The organism is Burkholderia sp. SCN-KJ (genome assembly GCF_024656005.1).
Taxonomy (GTDB): Bacteria; Pseudomonadota; Gammaproteobacteria; order Burkholderiales; family Burkholderiaceae; genus Burkholderia.
The window spans coordinates 170,002-186,828 of the sequence record NZ_JANKOG010000013.1 but is presented as its reverse complement, the minus strand read 5'-3'; the positions used below and the strand labels follow the sequence as shown (position 1 = coordinate 186,828).

The following is a 16,827-nucleotide window of genomic DNA, read 5'->3' as shown; positions in this document are numbered from 1 at the left end:
CTTTTCAGCAGATGAATTCGTCCGCCACTCCGTCCGTTCCGTTCACCGCCGAGCAACCGGTTGCCCAGCCGGTCCTCGATATCGTCGCGCGGATCGCCGAATGCGCGCCCGAGCTGCGCGAGGCCGAACGCAAGGTCGCGGCCTTCATCCTCGCCGATCTCGCGCGTGCCGCGCACGCGAGCATCGGCGCGCTCGCGCGCGACGCGGAAGTCAGCGTCGCGACGGTCACGCGGTTCGCGAAGGCCGTCGGCTGCCGCGACGTGCGCGAACTGAAGGTGCTCGTCGCGCAGGCGGCGGCCGTCGGCCAGCGCTTTCTCGTGCCGTCCGGCGAGCCTGCGGAACAGGACACGAGCCCGGCATCGGTCGTCTACGACGAGATCCGCGTGGCGCTCGCGCACAACCACCAGTTGCTGCGCAACACGTCGTTCGACGCCGCGGCCGATCTTCTCGCCGGCGCGAAGATGGTCTACGTGTACGGGCAGGGCGGCGGCTCGACCGCGCTCGCCGACGAACTGCGCTTCCGGCTCGTGCGCTTCGGCCGGCCGGTCGCGAGCTACCAGGACAGCCTGCTGCAGCGGATGGTATCCGCGACGCTGTCGCGCGACACCGTGGTCGTCGCGCTGTCGGTGAGCGGGCGCGTGCCCGAGCTGCTCGAGAGTTGCCGCCTCGCGAAGCGCTACGGCGCGAAGCTGATCGCGATCACCGCGCCGGCGTCGCCGCTCGCCAAGCTCGCCGACCACCTGATCCCGGTCGTCGCGTTCGAAACCGATTTCATCTACAAGCCTTCGACATCGCGCTACGCGATGATGATGGCGATCGACGTGCTCGTCACCGGAGTCGCGCTGCGGCTCGGCGATGCGGGCCGAGAATCGCTGCGCCGCATCAAGCATGCGCTCGATGCGCATCGCGGCGGCGGAGACCGTCAACCGGTAGGAGACTGACCATGCATTCGCATCCCGAAGCCGCCGATACGCTGATCGTCGGCGCGCAGCTGTACGACGGCACCGGCGCACCGCCCGTCACGCGCGACGTCGCGATCCGCAACGGCGTGATCGCGGCGATCGGCAACCTGTCGAACTGGCTTGCCGAGACCGTCGTCGATGCGAACGGCCGCGCGCTCGCGCCCGGCTTCGTCGACGTGCACACGCACGACGACACGCACGTGATCCGCGCGCCGCAGATGCTGCCGAAGATCTCGCAGGGCGTGACGACCGTGATCGTCGGCAACTGCGGGATCAGCGCGTCGCCGGTGACGCTCGCGGGCGATCCGCCCGACCCGATGAACCTGCTCGGCGATCGCGACGCGTTCCGCTATCCGACCTTCGCTGCCTACGTCGCGGCCGTCAACGACGCGCGTCCGGCCGTCAACGTCGCGGCGCTCGTCGGGCACACCGCGCTGCGCAACAACCAGATGGACCGCCTCGACCGCGCGGCGACCGACGGCGAAATCGCCGGGATGCGCACGCAGCTCGAGGAGGCGCTCGCGAACGGCGCGCTCGGGCTGTCGTCGGGCCTTGCGTACGGCTCCGCGTTCGCGGCGCCGGCCGAGGAAGTGATGGCGCTCGCCGAGCCGCTCGCGAACGCGGGCGCGCTCTACACGACGCACATGCGCACCGAGTTCGACGCGATCCTCGACGCGATGGACGAGGCCTACCGCGTCGGCTGCCACGCGCAGGTGCCGGTCGTGATCTCGCACCTGAAGTGCGCGGGCCCGTCGAACTGGGGGCGCAGCACCGAGGTGCTCGCGTCGCTCGAAGGCGCGCGCCGCTACCAGCCGGTCGGCTGCGACTGCTATCCGTACAGCCGCAGCTCGTCGACGCTCGACCTGAAGCAGGTGACGGGTGACATCGACATCACGATCACGTGGTCGGAGCCGCATCCGGAAGTCGCCGGCAAGCTGCTGAAGGCGATCGCGGCCGACTGGGGCGTGACCGAGCAGGAAGCCGCGCAGCGGATCCGCCCGGCCGGCGCCGTGTACCACAACATGTCCGAGGACGACGTGCGCCGCATCCTGTCGCATCCGGCGACGATGGTCGGCTCGGACGGCCTGCCGAACGATCCGCTGCCGCATCCGCGGCTGTGGGGCGCGTTCCCGCGCGTGCTCGGCCATTACGTGCGCGACACGAACCTGTTGCCGCTCGAGGAGGCGATCCGCAAGATGACGTCGCTGTCCGCGCGCCGCTACGGGATCGCGCGGCGCGGCGAAGTGCACGTCGGCTACCACGCGGATCTCGTGCTGTTCGATCCGGCGCGCGTGATCGACGCCGCGACGTTCGAAAAGCCGCAGCAGCCTGCGCACGGGATCGACGCAGTGTGGGTGAACGGCGTGCTGACCTATGAGAACGGCCAGCCGACCGGCGAGCGCGCCGGCGGTTTCGTCGCGCGCGGCGAGCGCGCGCCGGCGAGTGCCGACGCCGCGTTCTGAACGCGGTCCTGATCCGATTTGCCGCGTGCGCCATGCCGGCGCGCGCATCCGCAACCGTGTGTTGCATGGGGCGGGAGCAGGCGCCGATGCGCCGGCTCCGGCCGACCAACCAGGAGTGAAACGATGAAGCGATATGGCGTAGGCGAAGCGAAGGGTACCGGCGGCCAGGTGATGCCGTTTGCACGCGCGGTCGAGGCCGACGGCTGGCTATACGTGTCGGGCCAGACGCCGATGGTGAACGGCGAGGTCGTCGAAGGCGGGATCGTCACGCAGTCGAAGCAGACGATCGAGAACGTGATCGCGATCCTGAAGGAAGCCGGCTACGGCCTGGAACACGTCGTGCGCTGCGGCGTGTGGCTCGACGATGCACGCGATTTCGCGTCGTTCAACAAGGTGTTCGTGTCGTACTTCGGCGAGCATCCGCCGGCACGCGCGTGCGTTCAGTCGAGCATGGTCATCGATTGCAAGGTCGAGGTCGATTGCATCGCTTACAAGGCGCCGGCGAAGTAACGCGGGCGGGCGAATTGTCGTGTCACAGGGCCGGCGCAGTAACATGCGCCGGCCTCGTTGCGTTTTGGCGGAATGGAAGTGTCGCGGGCGGTTGGTATCGGGAGCACTTGTCTTCTGGCAAGCGCAATAATTCGGTGGGGAACGCAATCATGAGTGACCTGAGTAGCGCCGAATTTTTACACTCTGAATGAAATCCTTGTGACTCGAGCGTGACTCGATATGCCGCGTCTGGCGGGCGGCTCCGGTAATGGACGCGCAATACGCCAGCGGCGTCGATGAATCTCGATAGAGCAAATTGGGTGGATCGCTGGGTATGTTCGTCATTCCAATCAACGATTTCGTGAAATCGAATCATGACGAGCACTACATACCGCTATGGCGTTCATTCGGATCTCACGCCCGCCGAGCTCTTCTTTTTCGTTGCCGTGGAAGAGACGTGCGCACGGGTCGGGATCGACGATGTCGAAGCAGTGGTCCTGATTCTAGCTGGCTGGCCCGTTTTGCCGACGCGGCAAAAATTCGGCGGTGCGACGAAAGGAACGTCCGTCGCATCCGTGATGGCGCGTTCGATTTTTCGCTACCAGCTGAACAGGAAGGTTTTGCCAACCGTCACGCTTCAAAGCATCAAGTCATTTCGGATCATCCTGACCCGGAAGCTCAGCGTATTCGTCGGGCGCGCCGTTCCGGGCGTGGGTTGGGCGCTGCTGGCGCGCGACGTGTTCGGGATCGTTCATGGCACGGTCTCAAGGTACAACAGCCTCGTCAAACCTGAGGATAAGGTGTTCTGATGGAAAACGTGCGTTGGGACGAGATCGAAGCCTTTGTCAGGTCAGAAGTCGGGCTCGGTCCATCGAAGCCGCTCTCCGCCGGCACTCGGCTCTGGGAAGACCTTGGGCAGACCGGTGACGAAGCCAACGACTTCATGGGGCATTTTTTTGAGCGATTTGCAGTCGACACCGGCGATTTCGATTTCCACCGGTATTTTTTGATGGAAGGCGAGGGGTTGCTCTATTCGCTATTCCAGCGGTGGGTGCGACGAAAGCCTCACGACTTCAAGCGGGAATCGATTACGCTCGCGATGCTGCATCGTGCAGCCGTAGAAAGAAAATGGAACGCTGCGCGATTGGCCGCAATGCAGTGAAAGGGCGGGTCTCCACGCGTGTCGGACCGGATTTCAAAGCGGGGATCAGGATCGTGTTGTGGGAGGCGGCGAGGGTGCAATGGTGATTCGGATCGCAATTCTGATGTGGGCGCCGTTGCTGAGTCACGGTGCGTTTGCGGGCACGCTGTCCGATAAGGGGGCGCCCCGCGCGGCAGTACCCATCGTCGGGCCAGGGTCGGTCGAAATCGTGAGGAACGGCGCGTGGTCGGCCGACATCAGCGGGGACGAAACGGCAGACATGTGTCGTACGTTCGTGCTTCAGCCGGCGGATGTCAGCGCGTTTTTCAAGCGTGCGCGCCGTGTAACGGAACGGACGTACGGCCATGATCTGGACGCCGCGAATTGCCATGCCGAAGGCAACGCACGTCTCGCGGAGGGCGGCACGGCGAAATGGCAGATAGACCAGGCAAGGCGCGGCTTCATTTCCATGCCCGACGGTCGAACCATCTACCTGTATTGTCCGAAGTGCCGAGCCGACGTGTTCGCACCGAACTAGAGAGGCGCTTGTCCCGCAAGCAGCCGATGTTGGCGGGCCGCGAATGCCCGCCGACGCCACTCATTCACCGATTCACTGCCGCGCCGTCCGCGCGTTGTCCGGCATCGGCTGGTTGTAATTCGTGCGGAACGGATTGATGTCGAGCCCGCCGCGCCGCGTATAGCGCGCATACACCGCGAGCTTCACCGGTTTGCACGCATGCAGGATGTCGAGGAAGATCCGCTCGACGCACTGCTCGTGAAAGCCCGTGTGATTGCGGAACGAGATGATGTAGCGCAGCAGCCCTGCGTGATCGATCTGCGGCCCGACGTAGTGAATCTGCACGCTGCCCCAGTCGGGCTGGCCGGTGACCGGGCAGTTCGAGCGCAGCAGGTCGGACACGAGCGTTTCCTCGACCGGCGCTTCGTCCGCGGCGTCGGCGGCCGACAGCAGCGACGGATCGGGTTCGTACACGTCGGTATCGAGGTCGAGCCGATCGAGCGACAGCCCGTCGAGCTCTTCCATCTCGAGCTTGCCGAAATCGTGCGGCGACACCAGCTGCACCGACACGCTCGCGCCGCACGCGGCCGACACGTCGCGCTTCAGCACGTCGCGCACCGCGTCGAGCGAGTCGAACTTCGATTGCGCGAACGAGCCGAGATACAGCTTGAACGACTTCGATTCGACGATGTTCGGCGATTCGGCCGGCACGTAGAACGTCGCGACCGCGAGCTGCGGCTTGCCGCGTGCGTTGAGCCACGACAGTTCGTACGCGTTCCAGATATCGGTGCCGAAGAACGGCAGCGCGGACGTGATGCCGAGCTGCTCGCGCGCCCCGGCGCGCGGGATCGGGAACAGCAGCGACGCGTCGTACTGCGCTGCGTAGACGGTCGCCTTGCCGAGCGGGGAATGTTCGGGATTCATTGCACGAAGCCTTTACGACAGGAAGAGGCGGTACGCCGGATTGGCGCTCTCCTCGACATACGGATAGCCGAGGGCCGCGAGGAAGCGTTCGAACTCGGCGCGATCGGCCTGCGGCACCTGCAGCCCGACGAGGATCGAGCTGTAGTCCGCGCCCTGGTTGCGGTAGTGGAACAGGCTGATGTTCCAGTCCGGCGCCATCGACGACAGGAACTTCATCAGCGCGCCCGGCCGTTCCGGGAATTCGAAGCGGAACAGGCGCTCTTCGAGTGCGAGCGGCGAGCGGCCGCCCACCATGTAGCGGATATGTTCCTTCGACAGCTCGTCGTGCGTGAGGTCGACGGTCTTGAAGCCGTGCGACTCGAAGTTCGCGGCGATCTCCTCCGACTCGCCGCGCCGCTTGATCTGCACGCCGACGAAGATGTGCGCGGACTGCGCATCGGCGATCCGGTAGTTGAACTCTGTCACGTTGCGATCGCCGACGAGCGAGCAGAAGCGCTTGAAGCTGCCGCGCTCCTCGGGGATCGTGACGGCGAACACGGCTTCGCGCGCCTCGCCGACTTCCGCGCGTTCGGCGACGAAGCGCATCCGGTCGAAGTTCATGTTCGCGCCGGACGTGACCGCGACGAGCGTCTGGTTCTCGATGCCTTCGCGTTCCGCATACTGTTTCGCGCCCGCGACCGCGAGCGCGCCGGACGGTTCGAGCACGCTGCGCGTATCCTGGAATACGTCCTTGATCGCCGCGCACAGCGCGTCGGTGTCGACCGTCAGCACGCCGTCGAGGAATTCGCGGCACAGCCGGAAGGTTTCCTCGCCGACGAGCTTTACCGCCGTGCCGTCCGCGAACAGGCCGACCTCGCTCAGTTCGACGCGCTCGCCCTTCTGCAGCGATTGCGCCATCGCGCACGAATCCTCGGCCTGCACGCCGAACACCTTGATCTCCGGACGCACCGCCTTGACATAGGCTGCCACGCCGGACGCGAGCCCGCCGCCGCCGATCGGCACGAAGATCGCGTGAATCGGCCCCTGGTGCTGACGCAGGATTTCCATCGCGATCGTGCCCTGGCCGGCGATCACGTACGGATCGTCGAACGGGTGGACGAACGTGAGGTCGCGCTCCGCCTGAACCTTGACCGCGTGCGCGTATGCATCGCTGTACGACTCGCCCGCCTGGATCACCTCGACGCTCGGGCCGCCGTGCGCGCGCACCGCATCGACTTTCACCTGCGGCGTCGTGACCGGCACGACGATCACGGCCTTCACGCCCATCCGGGCCGCCGAGAACGCGACACCCTGCGCATGATTGCCGGCCGATGCCGTGATCACGCCGCGCGCGAGCGCGTCGGCCGGAATGTGCGCCATCTTGTTGTACGCGCCGCGCAGCTTGAACGAGAACACCGGCTGGTTGTCCTCGCGCTTCAGGTAAACGGGGTTGTGCAGCCGGGCCGACAGGTTGCGGGCAGGTTCGAGTTCCGTCTCGAGCGCGACGTCGTAGACGCGCGCGGTGAGGATTTTCTTCAGGTAATCGTGGGATGCCATGGGCGCTCGCGTGCAGTGCGGAAGCAGACGGTAAAGGATCAATGATAGCGCCAAGGGTCCGTCCGCACGCAAGCGGCATGCCGGACGCACGGTCGCGGAACCGCGCCGGCGGGCGTGTTGGCCCCATGAGGCGTTCCTTTTTACCGGTTTAACCGCATGGTTACCGACCGGACGGACGGCGAATGCCGGCGCGAAAACGCGCCGAACCAGGCCCGGCGCGGCTTGCGGCGATAGCCCCACGACCTGTCCGGCGTGTCACGCGTGGCCCGATCATGGGTTAGAATTCCGTTTTGAATCAAGGATCGGAAGATGCAGAGGCACCCTCGGATCGCCCCGTTGAAGCCGACGCCGCGCGCAGCCAGCCCCGCGGCGGAGCGGCATGCGCGCCGCGCGCGATCGTGCTGATGGCTCCGAGTGCCGCCAGGCCCCACCCGTCGGGAACGGTGAGTTCAGTCCCGTTCCGGCCCCATGCGAGTTAGTCGCACGCCTGGCAACAGAACAGATTTCCCCAAGATTGCGCCCACGCGCTTGCCGACGCCCCTGCACGGTGTATCGGCCCTCCGAGTCGTCCGAACATGAACGCACCACAAGTTTTCGATCCGCATGGCGCGGCCGCCGCCGTCGCCGCTGACCCCGCGCCCCGCCTGCGCGAGATCCCCTACAACTACACGTCCTTCTCCGACCGCGAGATCGTGATCCGCCTGCTCGGCGCGGAGGCGTGGTCGGTGCTCGACGAACTGCGCGCCGAACGCCGCACGGGCCGCTCGGCACGGATGCTGTATGAGGTGCTCGGCGATATCTGGGTCGTGCGCCGCAACCCGTACCTGCAGGACGACCTGCTCGACAACCCGAAGCGCCGCGCGCTGCTGATCGAGGCGCTGAACCACCGCCTGACCGAGATCGGCAAGCGCCGCCGCGCCGATCTGAGCGCGCACCACGACGACGCGGGCCGCGAACGCGCCGAGCGCGTCGAGATGCTCGAGGCCGCCGCGCAGCGCGCGGTCGACGAGTTCGCCGACGAATTCGACAAGATGGCCGACCTGCGCCGCCGCGCGACCAAGGCGCTCGGCCGCTGCACGCAGAAGGACAACATCCGTTTCGACGGGCTGTCGCGCGTGTCGCACGTGACCGACGCGACCGACTGGCGCGTCGAATACCCGTTCGTCGTGCTGACCCCCGATACCGAAGCCGAGATCGCGGGCCTGATCAAGGCCTGCTTCGAGCTTGGCCTGACCGTGATCCCGCGTGGCGGCGGCACCGGCTACACGGGCGGCGCGGTGCCGCTCACGCCGTTCTCCGCGGTGATCAACACCGAGAAGCTCGAACAGCTCGGCGCGGTCGAACTCACCGAACTGCCGGGCGTCGCGCACAAGGTGCCGACGATCTTCTCCGGCGCGGGCGTCGTCACGCGCCGCGTGACGGAAGCGGCCGAAGCGGCCGGCTACGTGTTCGCGGTCGACCCGACCTCGCTCGACGCATCGTGCATCGGCGGCAACGTCGCGATGAACGCCGGCGGCAAGAAGGCTGTGCTGTGGGGCACCGCGCTCGACAACCTGGCCTGGTGGCGGATGGTCGACCCGGACGGCAACTGGCTCGAAGTCACGCGCCACGAGCACAACCAGGGCAAGATCCACGACATCGCGGTCGCGCGTTTCGAGCTGAAGTGGTTCGACGGCGCGTATGCGCCGGGCGAGAAGCTGCTGAAGACCGAGATGCTCGAGATCGAAGGCCGCCGGTTCCGCAAGGAAGGCCTCGGCAAGGACGTGACCGACAAGTTCCTCGCCGGCCTGCCGGGCGTGCAGAAGGAAGGCTGCGACGGGCTGATCACGTCCGCGCGCTGGGTGCTGCACAAGATGCCCGCGCACACGCGCACCGTCTGTCTCGAATTCTTCGGCCAGGCGCGCGAGGCGATCCCGAGCATCGTCGAGATCAAGGACTACCTGTTCGAGACGTCGAAGCAGGGCGGCGCGATTCTCGCGGGCCTCGAGCACCTCGACGAGCGCTACCTGCGCGCGGTCGGCTACGCGACCAAGAGCAAGCGCAACGCATTCCCCAAGATGGTGCTGATCGGCGACATCGTCGGCGATGACGCCGACGCGGTCGCGCACGCGACGTCCGAAGTGATCCGGATGGCGAACGGCAAGAGCGGCGAAGGCTTCGTCGCGATCAGCGCGGAGGCGCGCAAGCGCTTCTGGCTCGACCGCAGCCGCACGGCCGCGATCGCGAAGCACACCAACGCGTTCAAGATCAACGAAGACGTCGTGATCCCGCTGAACCGGATGGGCGAGTACACCGACGGCATCGAGCGGATCAACATCGAGCTGTCGCTGAAGAACAAGCTGCAGCTGGTCGACGCGCTGGAGGCGTTCTTCCGCGCCGGCAACCTGCCGCTCGGCAAGACCGACGACGCGAACGAGATCCCGAGCGCCGAGCTGCTCGAGGATCGCGTGCAGCAGGCGCTGGAGCTGCTCAAGCGCGTGCGTGCGCGCTGGGAATTCGTGCGCGACCGGCTCGACCAGCCGCTGCGCGAGGCGCAGCACTACCTCGTGCAGCTCGGCTACGAGGCGCTTGCCGAGAAGTTCGCCGATCGCGCGGACGAGCAGTCGGGCGCGACCGTGTTCCACGTCACGCAGGACCGCACGGTGCGCATCTCGTGGAAGCAGGAGATTCGCGCGGAACTGCGCGCGATCTTCAACGGCGGCGCGTTCAAGCAGATCCTCGACGAAGCGCAGGCGATCCACAAGCAGGTGCTGCGCGGTCGCGTGTTCGTCGCGCTGCACATGCACGCGGGCGACGGCAACGTCCACACCAACATCCCGGTCAACTCCGACAACTACGAGATGCTGCAGGACGCGCACGCGGCGGTCGCGCGCATCATGACGCTCGCACGTTCGCTCGACGGCGTGATCTCCGGGGAACACGGGATCGGCATCACGAAGCTCGAGTTCCTGACCGACGACGAGATCGCCGAATTCCGCGCGTACAAGCAGCGCGTCGACCCGAACGGCCGCTTCAACAAGGGCAAGCTGCTCGACGGCGCCGACCTGCGCAACGCGTACACGCCCAGCTTCGGGCTGATGGGCTACGAGTCGCTGATCATGCAGCAGTCCGACATCGGCGCGATCGCCGATTCGGTGAAGGACTGCCTGCGCTGCGGCAAGTGCAAGCCGGTGTGCGCGACCCACGTGCCGCGCGCGAACCTGCTGTACAGCCCGCGCAACAAGATCCTCGCGACCTCGCTGCTGGTCGAGGCGTTCCTGTACGAAGAGCAGACGCGCCGCGGCGTGTCGATCAAGCACTGGGACGAGTTCAACGACGTGGCCGACCACTGCACGGTGTGCCACAAGTGCGCGACGCCGTGCCCGGTGAAGATCGACTTCGGCGACGTCACGATGAACATGCGCAACCTGTTGCGCAAGATGGGCAAGAAGAAGTTCAACGCCGGCAATGCGGCGGGCATGTTCTTCCTGAACGCGACCAATCCGCAGACGATCAACGCCGCGCGCAGCGTGATGATGGGCGTCGGCTACAAGGTGCAGCGCTTCGCGAACGACATGCTGAAGAAGGTCGTGACGAAGCAGACGCAGCACCCGCCGGCGACGGTCGGCAAGCCGCCCGTGGTTGAGCAGGTGATCCACTTCGTCAACAAGAAGATGCCGGGCAACCTGCCGAAGAAGACGGCGCGTGCGCTGCTCGACATCGAGGACAACAAGATCGTGCCGATCATCCGCAACCCGAAGTCGACGACCGTCGATTCGGAAGCGGTGTTCTACTTCCCCGGCTGCGGCTCCGAGCGCCTGTTCTCGCAGGTCGGCCTCGCGACGCAGGCGATGCTGTGGGAAGCGGGCGTGCAGACCGTGCTGCCGCCGGGCTACCTGTGCTGCGGCTATCCGCAGCGCGGCTCGGGCCAGTACGACAAGGCCGAGAAGATCGTCACCGACAACCGCGTGCTGTTCCACCGGGTCGCGAACACGCTGAACTACCTCGACATCAAGACGGTGGTCGTGTCGTGCGGCACCTGCTACGACCAGCTCGCAGGCTACGAATTCGACAAGATCTTCCCGGGCTGCCGGATCATCGACATCCACGAGTTCCTGCTCGAGAAGGGGATGAAGCTCGACGGCGTGACGGGCACGCGCTACATGTATCACGACCCGTGCCACACGCCGATCAAGACGATGGACCCGGTGAAGCTCGTCAACGAGCTGATGGGGGCGGAGAAGGACGGCTACAAGATCGAGAAGAACGAGCGCTGCTGCGGTGAATCGGGCACGCTGGCGGTCACGCGTCCGGACATCTCCACGCAGGTCCGCTTCCGCAAGGAAGAGGAAATCCGCAAGGGCGCCGCGAAGCTGCGCAGCATCCCGGTCGTGGCCGGCAACGCGCCGGCGCCGGCCGCCGCGAGCGCGAACGGCCCGGACGTGAAGATCCTGACGAGCTGCCCGTCGTGCCTGCAGGGCCTGTCGCGCTACAACGAGGATGCGAACCTCGAGGCCGACTACATCGTGGTCGAGATCGCGCGCCAGGTGCTCGGCGAGAACTGGATGGCCGACTATGTCGCACATGCGAACAATGGCGGGATCGAGCGCGTGCTGGTCTAATGCGGGCATGACGACCGCCCGGGCGGGCCAGGAATGAGCGGGCGCCGGCGCAGATGCGCCGGCGCCCGTCCACATGGGAGCGACGATGGAATGCGTGTTTTGCCGTGAAGACGGCGGCGAGGTGCTCTGGCAGGACGATGCGCTGCGCGTCGTGCTCGCGACGGGCGAGCACGATTACCCGGGCTTCTGCCGGGTGATCTGGGGCACGCACGTGGCCGAGTTTTCCGATCTCGGCGAGCCCGAGCGGGCACATCTGATGCGCGTGGTGTACGCGGTGGAGCGCGCCGTGCGCCGCGTGATGCAGCCGAACAAGGTGAATCTCGCGAGCCTCGGCAACATGGTGCCGCACGTGCACTGGCACGTGATCCCGCGCTTCTCCAACGACGCGCATTTTCCGCAGCCCGTCTGGGCGCCGCGCCAGCGCAGCGTGTCCGAGGCGCTGCTGCGCACGCGCGCGGCGCAGGCCTCGCTGCTGCACAATGCGGTGCGCGAGGAAATTCAACGCATGACCGATTCGAGGCAGCCATGAGCGGTTTGACTTCCACGACGCCGATTCCGTCCGGCGTCGTCGTGCACGCGGTGTCGCGCGTGCTCGAATTGCAGTACCCGAACGGCGAAAATTACCGGATTCCGTTCGAGCTGATGCGCGTCTATTCGCCGTCGGCCGAGGTGCGCGGCCACGGGCCGGGCCAGGAGACGCTGCAGACCGGCAAGCGCGAGGTGACGATCACCGCGCTCGAGGGCGTGGGCAACTACGCGCTGCAGCCGACGTTCTCCGACGGTCATTCGACCGGCATCTACTCGTGGGATCTGCTGTACGAACTGGCGACGCAGCAGGACGCGCTGTGGCGCGACTATTTCGACAAACTGCAGGCGGCGGGCGTCGAGCGCGACGCGCCGATGCCGGCGGCCCCCGCGCCGCACGGCCACTGCCACTGAAATCGACGGCGCCCGCTCGGCGCCGTCTTGCCATTTACTGAGGATCAACGCGATGAGCAAAACCCACTTCGGCTTCGAAAGCGTCGAAGAAACCGAAAAAGCGAAGAAAGTGGCGGGCGTGTTCCATTCGGTCGCGAGCAACTACGATCTGATGAACGACCTGATGTCGGCCGGCATGCACCGCGCGTGGAAGGCGTTCACGATCGCGCAGGCGAACGTGCGCCCCGGCTTCAAGGTGCTCGACATCGCGGCCGGCACCGGCGACCTGACCAAGGCGTTCGCGAAGGCGGCCGGGCCGACCGGCGAGGTCTGGCACACCGACATCAACGAATCGATGCTGCGTGTGGGACGCGACCGGCTGCTCGACAAGGGCATCGTGACGCCGTCGCTGCTGTGCGACGCCGAGAAAATCCCCTTTCCGGACAACTACTTCGATGTGGTCACGGTCGCGTTCGGGCTGCGCAACATGACGCACAAGGATGCGGCGCTCGCCGAGATGCGCCGCGTCGCGAAGCCCGGCGGCCGCGTGATGGTGCTGGAATTCTCGAAAGTCTGGGATCCGCTGAAAAAAGCGTACGATCTGTATTCTTTCAAAGTATTACCGTGGCTTGGCGACAAGTTCGCGAAAGATGCTGAAAGTTATCGGTATCTTGCTGAATCTATCCGGATGCACCCCGATCAGGACACGCTGAAGACGATGATGGAACAAGCGGGCCTCGACGCCGTCAAATATTACAATTTGTCAGGTGGCGTGGTAGCTTTACACCTAGGAACCAAGTACTAAGGGGTTCTTTCCATACATTCGCCTTACATCTGGAGAAGCTGATGTCCGACTCGCGTTCGTTGTTCAACCGTAGCAAGCCGTCGAAGCCGTGGGCTCGACGGGTCGGCACGCTGCTGATGGTCGGCCTGCTCACGGCCGGCACGTTCGCATCGCTCGACGCCGAAGCCAGGCGCATGGGCGGCGGGCGCAGCATCGGCCGCCAGAGTTCCACCGTCACGCAGCGCCAGGCCACGCCGCCCGCGCAGCAGCCAATGCAGCAGGCCGCGCCGGCGCAGGCGCAGCGCGCGAATCCGGCCGCACCGGCACCGGCCGCGCAGCCGAACCGCTCGCGCTGGCTCGGGCCGATCGCCGGCCTCGCGGCCGGCCTCGGCATCGCGGCGCTGCTGTCGCACTTCGGCCTCGGCGGCGCGTTCGCGAGCATGATGGCGAACGTCATCGTGATCGCGCTGCTGGCGATGGTCGGCATCTGGCTGATCCGCAAGTTCATGAACCGTCGCCGTCCGCAGGAACCGGCGTACTCGGTGGGCGGCTCGGCCTCGTCGTCGGGCGGCTACTCGCAGAGCCCGTCGTTCCCGCAGGGCGGCACCGGCAGCAACTATGCCGGCAGCGGCAGCAGCTACGCGAACGAAGCGCAGGGCGTGTTCGGCGGCGGCGCAGCGGCCGCGGGCGCTGCGGGCGCGATGGCGGCCGCACCGCTGCAGGTGCCGGCCGGCTTCGACACCGAAGCGTTCCTGCGCAGCGCGAAGGTCTACTTCGTGCGCCTGCAGGCGGCGTGGGACCAGGGCAACCTGGCCGACATCCGCGAGTTCACGACGCCGGAAATGTTCGCCGAGATCAAGATCGACCTCGATTCGCGCGGCAACGAGGCGAACCAGACCGATGTCGTGCAGCTCGACGCGGAACTGGTCGCGATCGAGGATCGCGGCATCGAGCAGTCGGCGAGCGTGCGCTTCCACGGGCTGATCCGCGAATCGGCGAATGCGTCGGCGGCGCCGTTCGACGAGGTGTGGAACCTGTCGAAGTCGGGCGGCCAGGGCTGGCTGCTCGCGGGTATCCAGCAGATCAACACGCACTGAGCGTGACCGGCGGCCGGCTTGCCGGCTGCCCGGGCGACGGCCGCCGCACTGTGACCGCTTGCCGCCCGGGTGTGCGGTTGGCCGCGGGCTGCCGACGATCCGACGTTACAATAGAAACCCGCGTGGGCGCCCGGCCTGCGCGGGTTTTTTCTTTCCCAGCCCGATGACCTTTGCCGCCAAGCCTTTTGCTGCTGCTGTCAATCACCTGCTCGCGCGCGAATCGTGGGCGCGCGATCGCCTGATTCCCTACGCGGGCAAGACCGCCCGGCTCGACGTGCCTCCCGTCACGCTCACGCTGCTCGTGCAGCCCGACGGCTACCTGTCCGCGGTGGAAGCGCACGATGCGCAACACGTCGACGTGTCGATCGCGCTCGCGGGCGACACGGTCGCCGCATTCCTGCAGGGCGGCCAGGCGGCCGTGATGAAGCACGTGAAGATCGAGGGCGACGCCGAGTTCGCGACCCAGATCGCGAAGCTGGCCGAGCACCTGCGCTGGGAACCTGAGGAAGATCTCGCGAAGCTGGTCGGCGACGCGGCGGCGTACCGGATCGCGACGGTCGTGCGCGACGCCGGCGCGCGCGCGCGCCGCACCGGCCGCAACGTGCTCGATTCCGTCGCCGAGTACTTGCTCGACGAGAACCCGCAAGTCGTCCGGCGCACGGTACTCGGCGGCTTCGACGCCGAACTGGCGCGGGCGCGCGATGCGCTCGCGCGGGTCGAAAAGCGGGTCGAGCGACTCGAACAAAAAATCGGCGCGCGCACGGGCTCCGGCCCGCGCGGCGCGCACTGAGGGCCGCAGGGCATGCGCATTTTCCGTTTCATCAAGATTGTCTACACCGTCATCCGCTTTGGCCTCGACGAAGTGATGCTGTCCCGGATCGACGACCGGCGCGTGAAGCTGCTGCTGCGGATCACGACGATCGGCCGCCGCTTTTCCGATCCGCCCGCCGTACGGCTGCGTCACGCGCTCGAAAGCCTCGGCCCGATCTTCGTGAAGTTCGGCCAGGTGCTGTCGACGCGCCGCGACCTGCTGTCGGTCGATTTCGCGAACGAACTCGCGAAGCTGCAGGACCAGGTGCCGCCGTTCGATTCCGCGGTGGCGATCGCGATCATCGAGAAGTCGCTCGGCGCGCCCGTCGACGAGCTGTTCGACGAATTCGAGCGCGAGCCGGTCGCGAGCGCGTCGATCGCGCAGGTGCACTTCGCGAAGCTGAAGCAGGGCGTGCACGCGGGCAAGGCCGTCGCCGTCAAGGTGCTGCGCCCGAACATGCTGCCGGTGATCGATTCCGACCTCGCGCTGATGCGCGACATCGCGACGTGGACGGAGCGCATGTGGGCCGACGGCCGGCGCCTGAAGCCGCGCGAAGTCGTCGCCGAATTCGACAAGTACCTGCACGACGAGCTCGACCTGATGCGCGAGGCCGCGAACGGCAGCCAGTTGCGCCGCAACTTCGCGGGCCTCGACCTGCTGCTCGTGCCCGAGATGTTCTGGGATTTCTCGACATCGCAGGTGCTCGTGATGGAGCGCATGACCGGCGTGCCGATCAGCCAGGTCGAGACGCTGCGCGCGGCCGGCGTCGACATCAAGAAGCTCGCGCGCGAAGGCGTCGAGATCTTCTTCACGCAGGTGTTCCGCGACGGTTTCTTTCACGCCGACATGCACCCGGGCAACATCCAGGTGAGCCTCGATCCGAACACGTTCGGCCGCTATATCGCGCTCGATTTCGGGATCGTCGGCGCGTTGTCCGATTTCGACAAGAACTACCTCGCGCAGAACTTCCTCGCGTTCTTCAAGCGCGATTACCACCGCGTCGCGACGCTGCACCTCGAATCGGGCTGGGTGCCGCCGGAGACGCGCGTCGAGGAGCTCGAAAGCGCGATCCGCGCGGTGTGCGAGCCGTATTTCGACCGCGCGCTGAAGGACATCTCGCTCGGTCAGGTGCTGATGCGCCTGTTCTCGACGTCGCGCCGCTTCAACGTCGAGATCCAGCCGCAGCTCGTGCTGCTGCAGAAGACGATGCTGAACGTCGAAGGGCTCGGCCGTTCGCTCGATCCCGAACTCGACCTGTGGAAGACCGCGAAGCCGTATCTCGAGCGCTGGATGACCGAGCAGATCGGCCTGCGCGGCTGGTACGAGCGCTTCAAGGTCGAGGCGCCGCAGTGGAGCAAGACGCTGCCGCAACTGCCGCGGCTGATCCACCACGCGATGGCGGCGCGCCACGATGCGCCGCGCGCGGCGAGCGAGGACCTGATGCGCCAGATCCTCGTCGAGCAGAAACGGACCAACCGGCTGATGCAGGCCTTGCTGATCTTCGGTCTTGCCGTCGGCGTCGGGGCGCTCGTCGCGCGCGTGCTGCTCGCGCTCGCGTACGGCGCGTGACCGAAGGGGCCGGAG

The 16,827-nt window shown here is 66.4% G+C and carries 15 protein-coding genes and 1 pseudogene; 13 read left to right on the top strand and 3 right to left on the bottom strand.

Annotation, left to right across the window (positions count from 1 at the left end; all coding sequences use genetic code 11):
* Nucleotides 1-11: 11 nt before the first annotated feature.
* From NQV17_RS22115 to NQV17_RS22090, 6 genes are all read left to right on the top strand, one after another.
* The gene (locus tag NQV17_RS22115) at nucleotides 12-941 is read left to right on the top strand and encodes a MurR/RpiR family transcriptional regulator (RefSeq protein ID WP_257773874.1); all 930 of its coding nucleotides are present in this window, start codon (nucleotides 12-14) and stop codon (nucleotides 939-941) included.
* A 2-nt stretch (nucleotides 942-943) separates the two neighbouring features.
* Nucleotides 944-2,425, top strand: a complete 1,482-nt coding sequence (locus NQV17_RS22110) for an amidohydrolase family protein (protein ID WP_257773873.1) — start codon at nucleotides 944-946, stop codon at nucleotides 2,423-2,425.
* Between the two features lie 123 nt (nucleotides 2,426-2,548).
* Nucleotides 2,549-2,935, top strand: a complete 387-nt coding sequence (locus NQV17_RS22105; protein WP_006751946.1) for a RidA family protein — start codon at nucleotides 2,549-2,551, stop codon at nucleotides 2,933-2,935.
* A gap of 353 nt (nucleotides 2,936-3,288) precedes the next feature.
* Entirely contained in the window at nucleotides 3,289-3,723 is a 435-nt protein-coding gene (locus NQV17_RS22100) for an STM2901 family protein (protein WP_257773872.1), read from the top strand.
* Entirely contained in the window at nucleotides 3,723-4,076 is a 354-nt protein-coding gene (locus NQV17_RS22095) for a DUF1493 family protein (protein WP_124488599.1), read from the top strand. The genes NQV17_RS22100 and NQV17_RS22095 overlap by 1 nt, the downstream gene beginning before the upstream one ends.
* A gap of 79 nt (nucleotides 4,077-4,155) precedes the next feature.
* A complete protein-coding gene (locus tag NQV17_RS22090; protein WP_257773871.1) occupies nucleotides 4,156-4,593 on the top strand; it encodes a hypothetical protein in 438 nt (145 codons plus the stop codon).
* Between the two features lie 72 nt (nucleotides 4,594-4,665).
* On the opposite strand, the gene queF is transcribed toward NQV17_RS22090, so the two are convergent.
* The 3 genes and pseudogenes from queF to NQV17_RS38085 all read right to left on the bottom strand — a co-directional run bounded on the left by queF (nucleotide 4,666) and on the right by NQV17_RS38085 (nucleotide 7,622).
* Nucleotides 4,666-5,496, bottom strand: coding sequence for an NADPH-dependent 7-cyano-7-deazaguanine reductase QueF (gene queF / locus NQV17_RS22085; protein WP_257773870.1), 831 nt, complete (start codon nucleotides 5,494-5,496; stop codon nucleotides 4,666-4,668).
* A 12-nt stretch (nucleotides 5,497-5,508) separates the two neighbouring features.
* Nucleotides 5,509-7,032 carry a threonine ammonia-lyase, biosynthetic gene (gene ilvA, locus NQV17_RS22080; RefSeq protein WP_044848605.1) on the bottom strand — a complete coding sequence of 508 codons (1,524 nt, stop codon included), beginning with the start codon at nucleotides 7,030-7,032 and terminating at the stop codon, nucleotides 5,509-5,511.
* 140 nt (nucleotides 7,033-7,172) lie between these two features.
* Nucleotides 7,173-7,622 (bottom strand): annotated as a pseudogene (locus tag NQV17_RS38085) (hypothetical protein).
* Here NQV17_RS38085 and NQV17_RS22075 point away from each other — a divergent pair.
* The 7 genes from NQV17_RS22075 (at nucleotide 7,608) to ubiB (ending at nucleotide 16,812) form a co-directional block, all read left to right on the top strand.
* The gene (locus NQV17_RS22075) at nucleotides 7,608-11,633 is read left to right on the top strand and encodes a DUF3683 domain-containing protein (protein ID WP_257773869.1); all 4,026 of its coding nucleotides are present in this window, start codon (nucleotides 7,608-7,610) and stop codon (nucleotides 11,631-11,633) included. The pseudogene NQV17_RS38085 and the gene NQV17_RS22075 overlap by 15 nt on opposite strands.
* A gap of 85 nt (nucleotides 11,634-11,718) precedes the next feature.
* Entirely contained in the window at nucleotides 11,719-12,162 is a 444-nt protein-coding gene (locus tag NQV17_RS22070; protein ID WP_044846840.1) for an HIT family protein, read from the top strand.
* The gene (locus NQV17_RS22065; protein ID WP_124488601.1) at nucleotides 12,159-12,572 is read left to right on the top strand and encodes a gamma-butyrobetaine hydroxylase-like domain-containing protein; all 414 of its coding nucleotides are present in this window, start codon (nucleotides 12,159-12,161) and stop codon (nucleotides 12,570-12,572) included. The genes NQV17_RS22070 and NQV17_RS22065 overlap by 4 nt, the downstream gene beginning before the upstream one ends.
* A gap of 52 nt (nucleotides 12,573-12,624) precedes the next feature.
* A complete protein-coding gene (gene ubiE / locus NQV17_RS22060) occupies nucleotides 12,625-13,356 on the top strand; it encodes a bifunctional demethylmenaquinone methyltransferase/2-methoxy-6-polyprenyl-1,4-benzoquinol methylase UbiE (RefSeq protein WP_044846838.1) in 732 nt (243 codons plus the stop codon).
* Between the two features lie 41 nt (nucleotides 13,357-13,397).
* Complete coding sequence (locus NQV17_RS22055) at nucleotides 13,398-14,432, top strand: Tim44 domain-containing protein (RefSeq protein ID WP_257773868.1); 1,035 nt, start codon at nucleotides 13,398-13,400, stop codon at nucleotides 14,430-14,432.
* 163 nt (nucleotides 14,433-14,595) lie between these two features.
* Entirely contained in the window at nucleotides 14,596-15,222 is a 627-nt protein-coding gene (locus tag NQV17_RS22050) for an SCP2 domain-containing protein (protein WP_044846836.1), read from the top strand.
* Nucleotides 15,223-15,234: 12 nt separating this feature from the next.
* Nucleotides 15,235-16,812 carry a ubiquinone biosynthesis regulatory protein kinase UbiB gene (ubiB, locus tag NQV17_RS22045; protein ID WP_257773867.1) on the top strand — a complete coding sequence of 526 codons (1,578 nt, stop codon included), beginning with the start codon at nucleotides 15,235-15,237 and terminating at the stop codon, nucleotides 16,810-16,812.
* Nucleotides 16,813-16,827: the final 15 nt, after the last annotated feature.

Excerpts from the sequence above, each read along its gene's own strand:
- NQV17_RS22115 (WP_257773874.1), top strand. The coding sequence starts at position 12 with ATGAATTCGTCCGCCACTCCGTCCGTTCCGTTCACCGCCGAGCAACCG.
- NQV17_RS22110 (WP_257773873.1), top strand. The coding sequence starts at position 944 with ATGCATTCGCATCCCGAAGCCGCCGATACGCTGATCGTCGGCGCGCAG.
- NQV17_RS22105 (WP_006751946.1), top strand. The coding sequence starts at position 2,549 with ATGAAGCGATATGGCGTAGGCGAAGCGAAGGGTACCGGCGGCCAGGTG.
- NQV17_RS22100 (WP_257773872.1), top strand. The coding sequence starts at position 3,289 with ATGACGAGCACTACATACCGCTATGGCGTTCATTCGGATCTCACGCCC.
- NQV17_RS22095 (WP_124488599.1), top strand. The coding sequence starts at position 3,723 with ATGGAAAACGTGCGTTGGGACGAGATCGAAGCCTTTGTCAGGTCAGAA.
- NQV17_RS22090 (WP_257773871.1), top strand. The coding sequence starts at position 4,156 with ATGGTGATTCGGATCGCAATTCTGATGTGGGCGCCGTTGCTGAGTCAC.
- queF (WP_257773870.1), bottom strand. The coding sequence starts at position 5,496 with ATGAATCCCGAACATTCCCCGCTCGGCAAGGCGACCGTCTACGCAGCG.
- ilvA (WP_044848605.1), bottom strand. The coding sequence starts at position 7,032 with ATGGCATCCCACGATTACCTGAAGAAAATCCTCACCGCGCGCGTCTAC.
- NQV17_RS22075 (WP_257773869.1), top strand. The coding sequence starts at position 7,608 with ATGAACGCACCACAAGTTTTCGATCCGCATGGCGCGGCCGCCGCCGTC.
- NQV17_RS22070 (WP_044846840.1), top strand. The coding sequence starts at position 11,719 with ATGGAATGCGTGTTTTGCCGTGAAGACGGCGGCGAGGTGCTCTGGCAG.
- NQV17_RS22065 (WP_124488601.1), top strand. The coding sequence starts at position 12,159 with ATGAGCGGTTTGACTTCCACGACGCCGATTCCGTCCGGCGTCGTCGTG.
- ubiE (WP_044846838.1), top strand. The coding sequence starts at position 12,625 with ATGAGCAAAACCCACTTCGGCTTCGAAAGCGTCGAAGAAACCGAAAAA.
- NQV17_RS22055 (WP_257773868.1), top strand. The coding sequence starts at position 13,398 with ATGTCCGACTCGCGTTCGTTGTTCAACCGTAGCAAGCCGTCGAAGCCG.
- NQV17_RS22050 (WP_044846836.1), top strand. The coding sequence starts at position 14,596 with ATGACCTTTGCCGCCAAGCCTTTTGCTGCTGCTGTCAATCACCTGCTC.
- ubiB (WP_257773867.1), top strand. The coding sequence starts at position 15,235 with ATGCGCATTTTCCGTTTCATCAAGATTGTCTACACCGTCATCCGCTTT.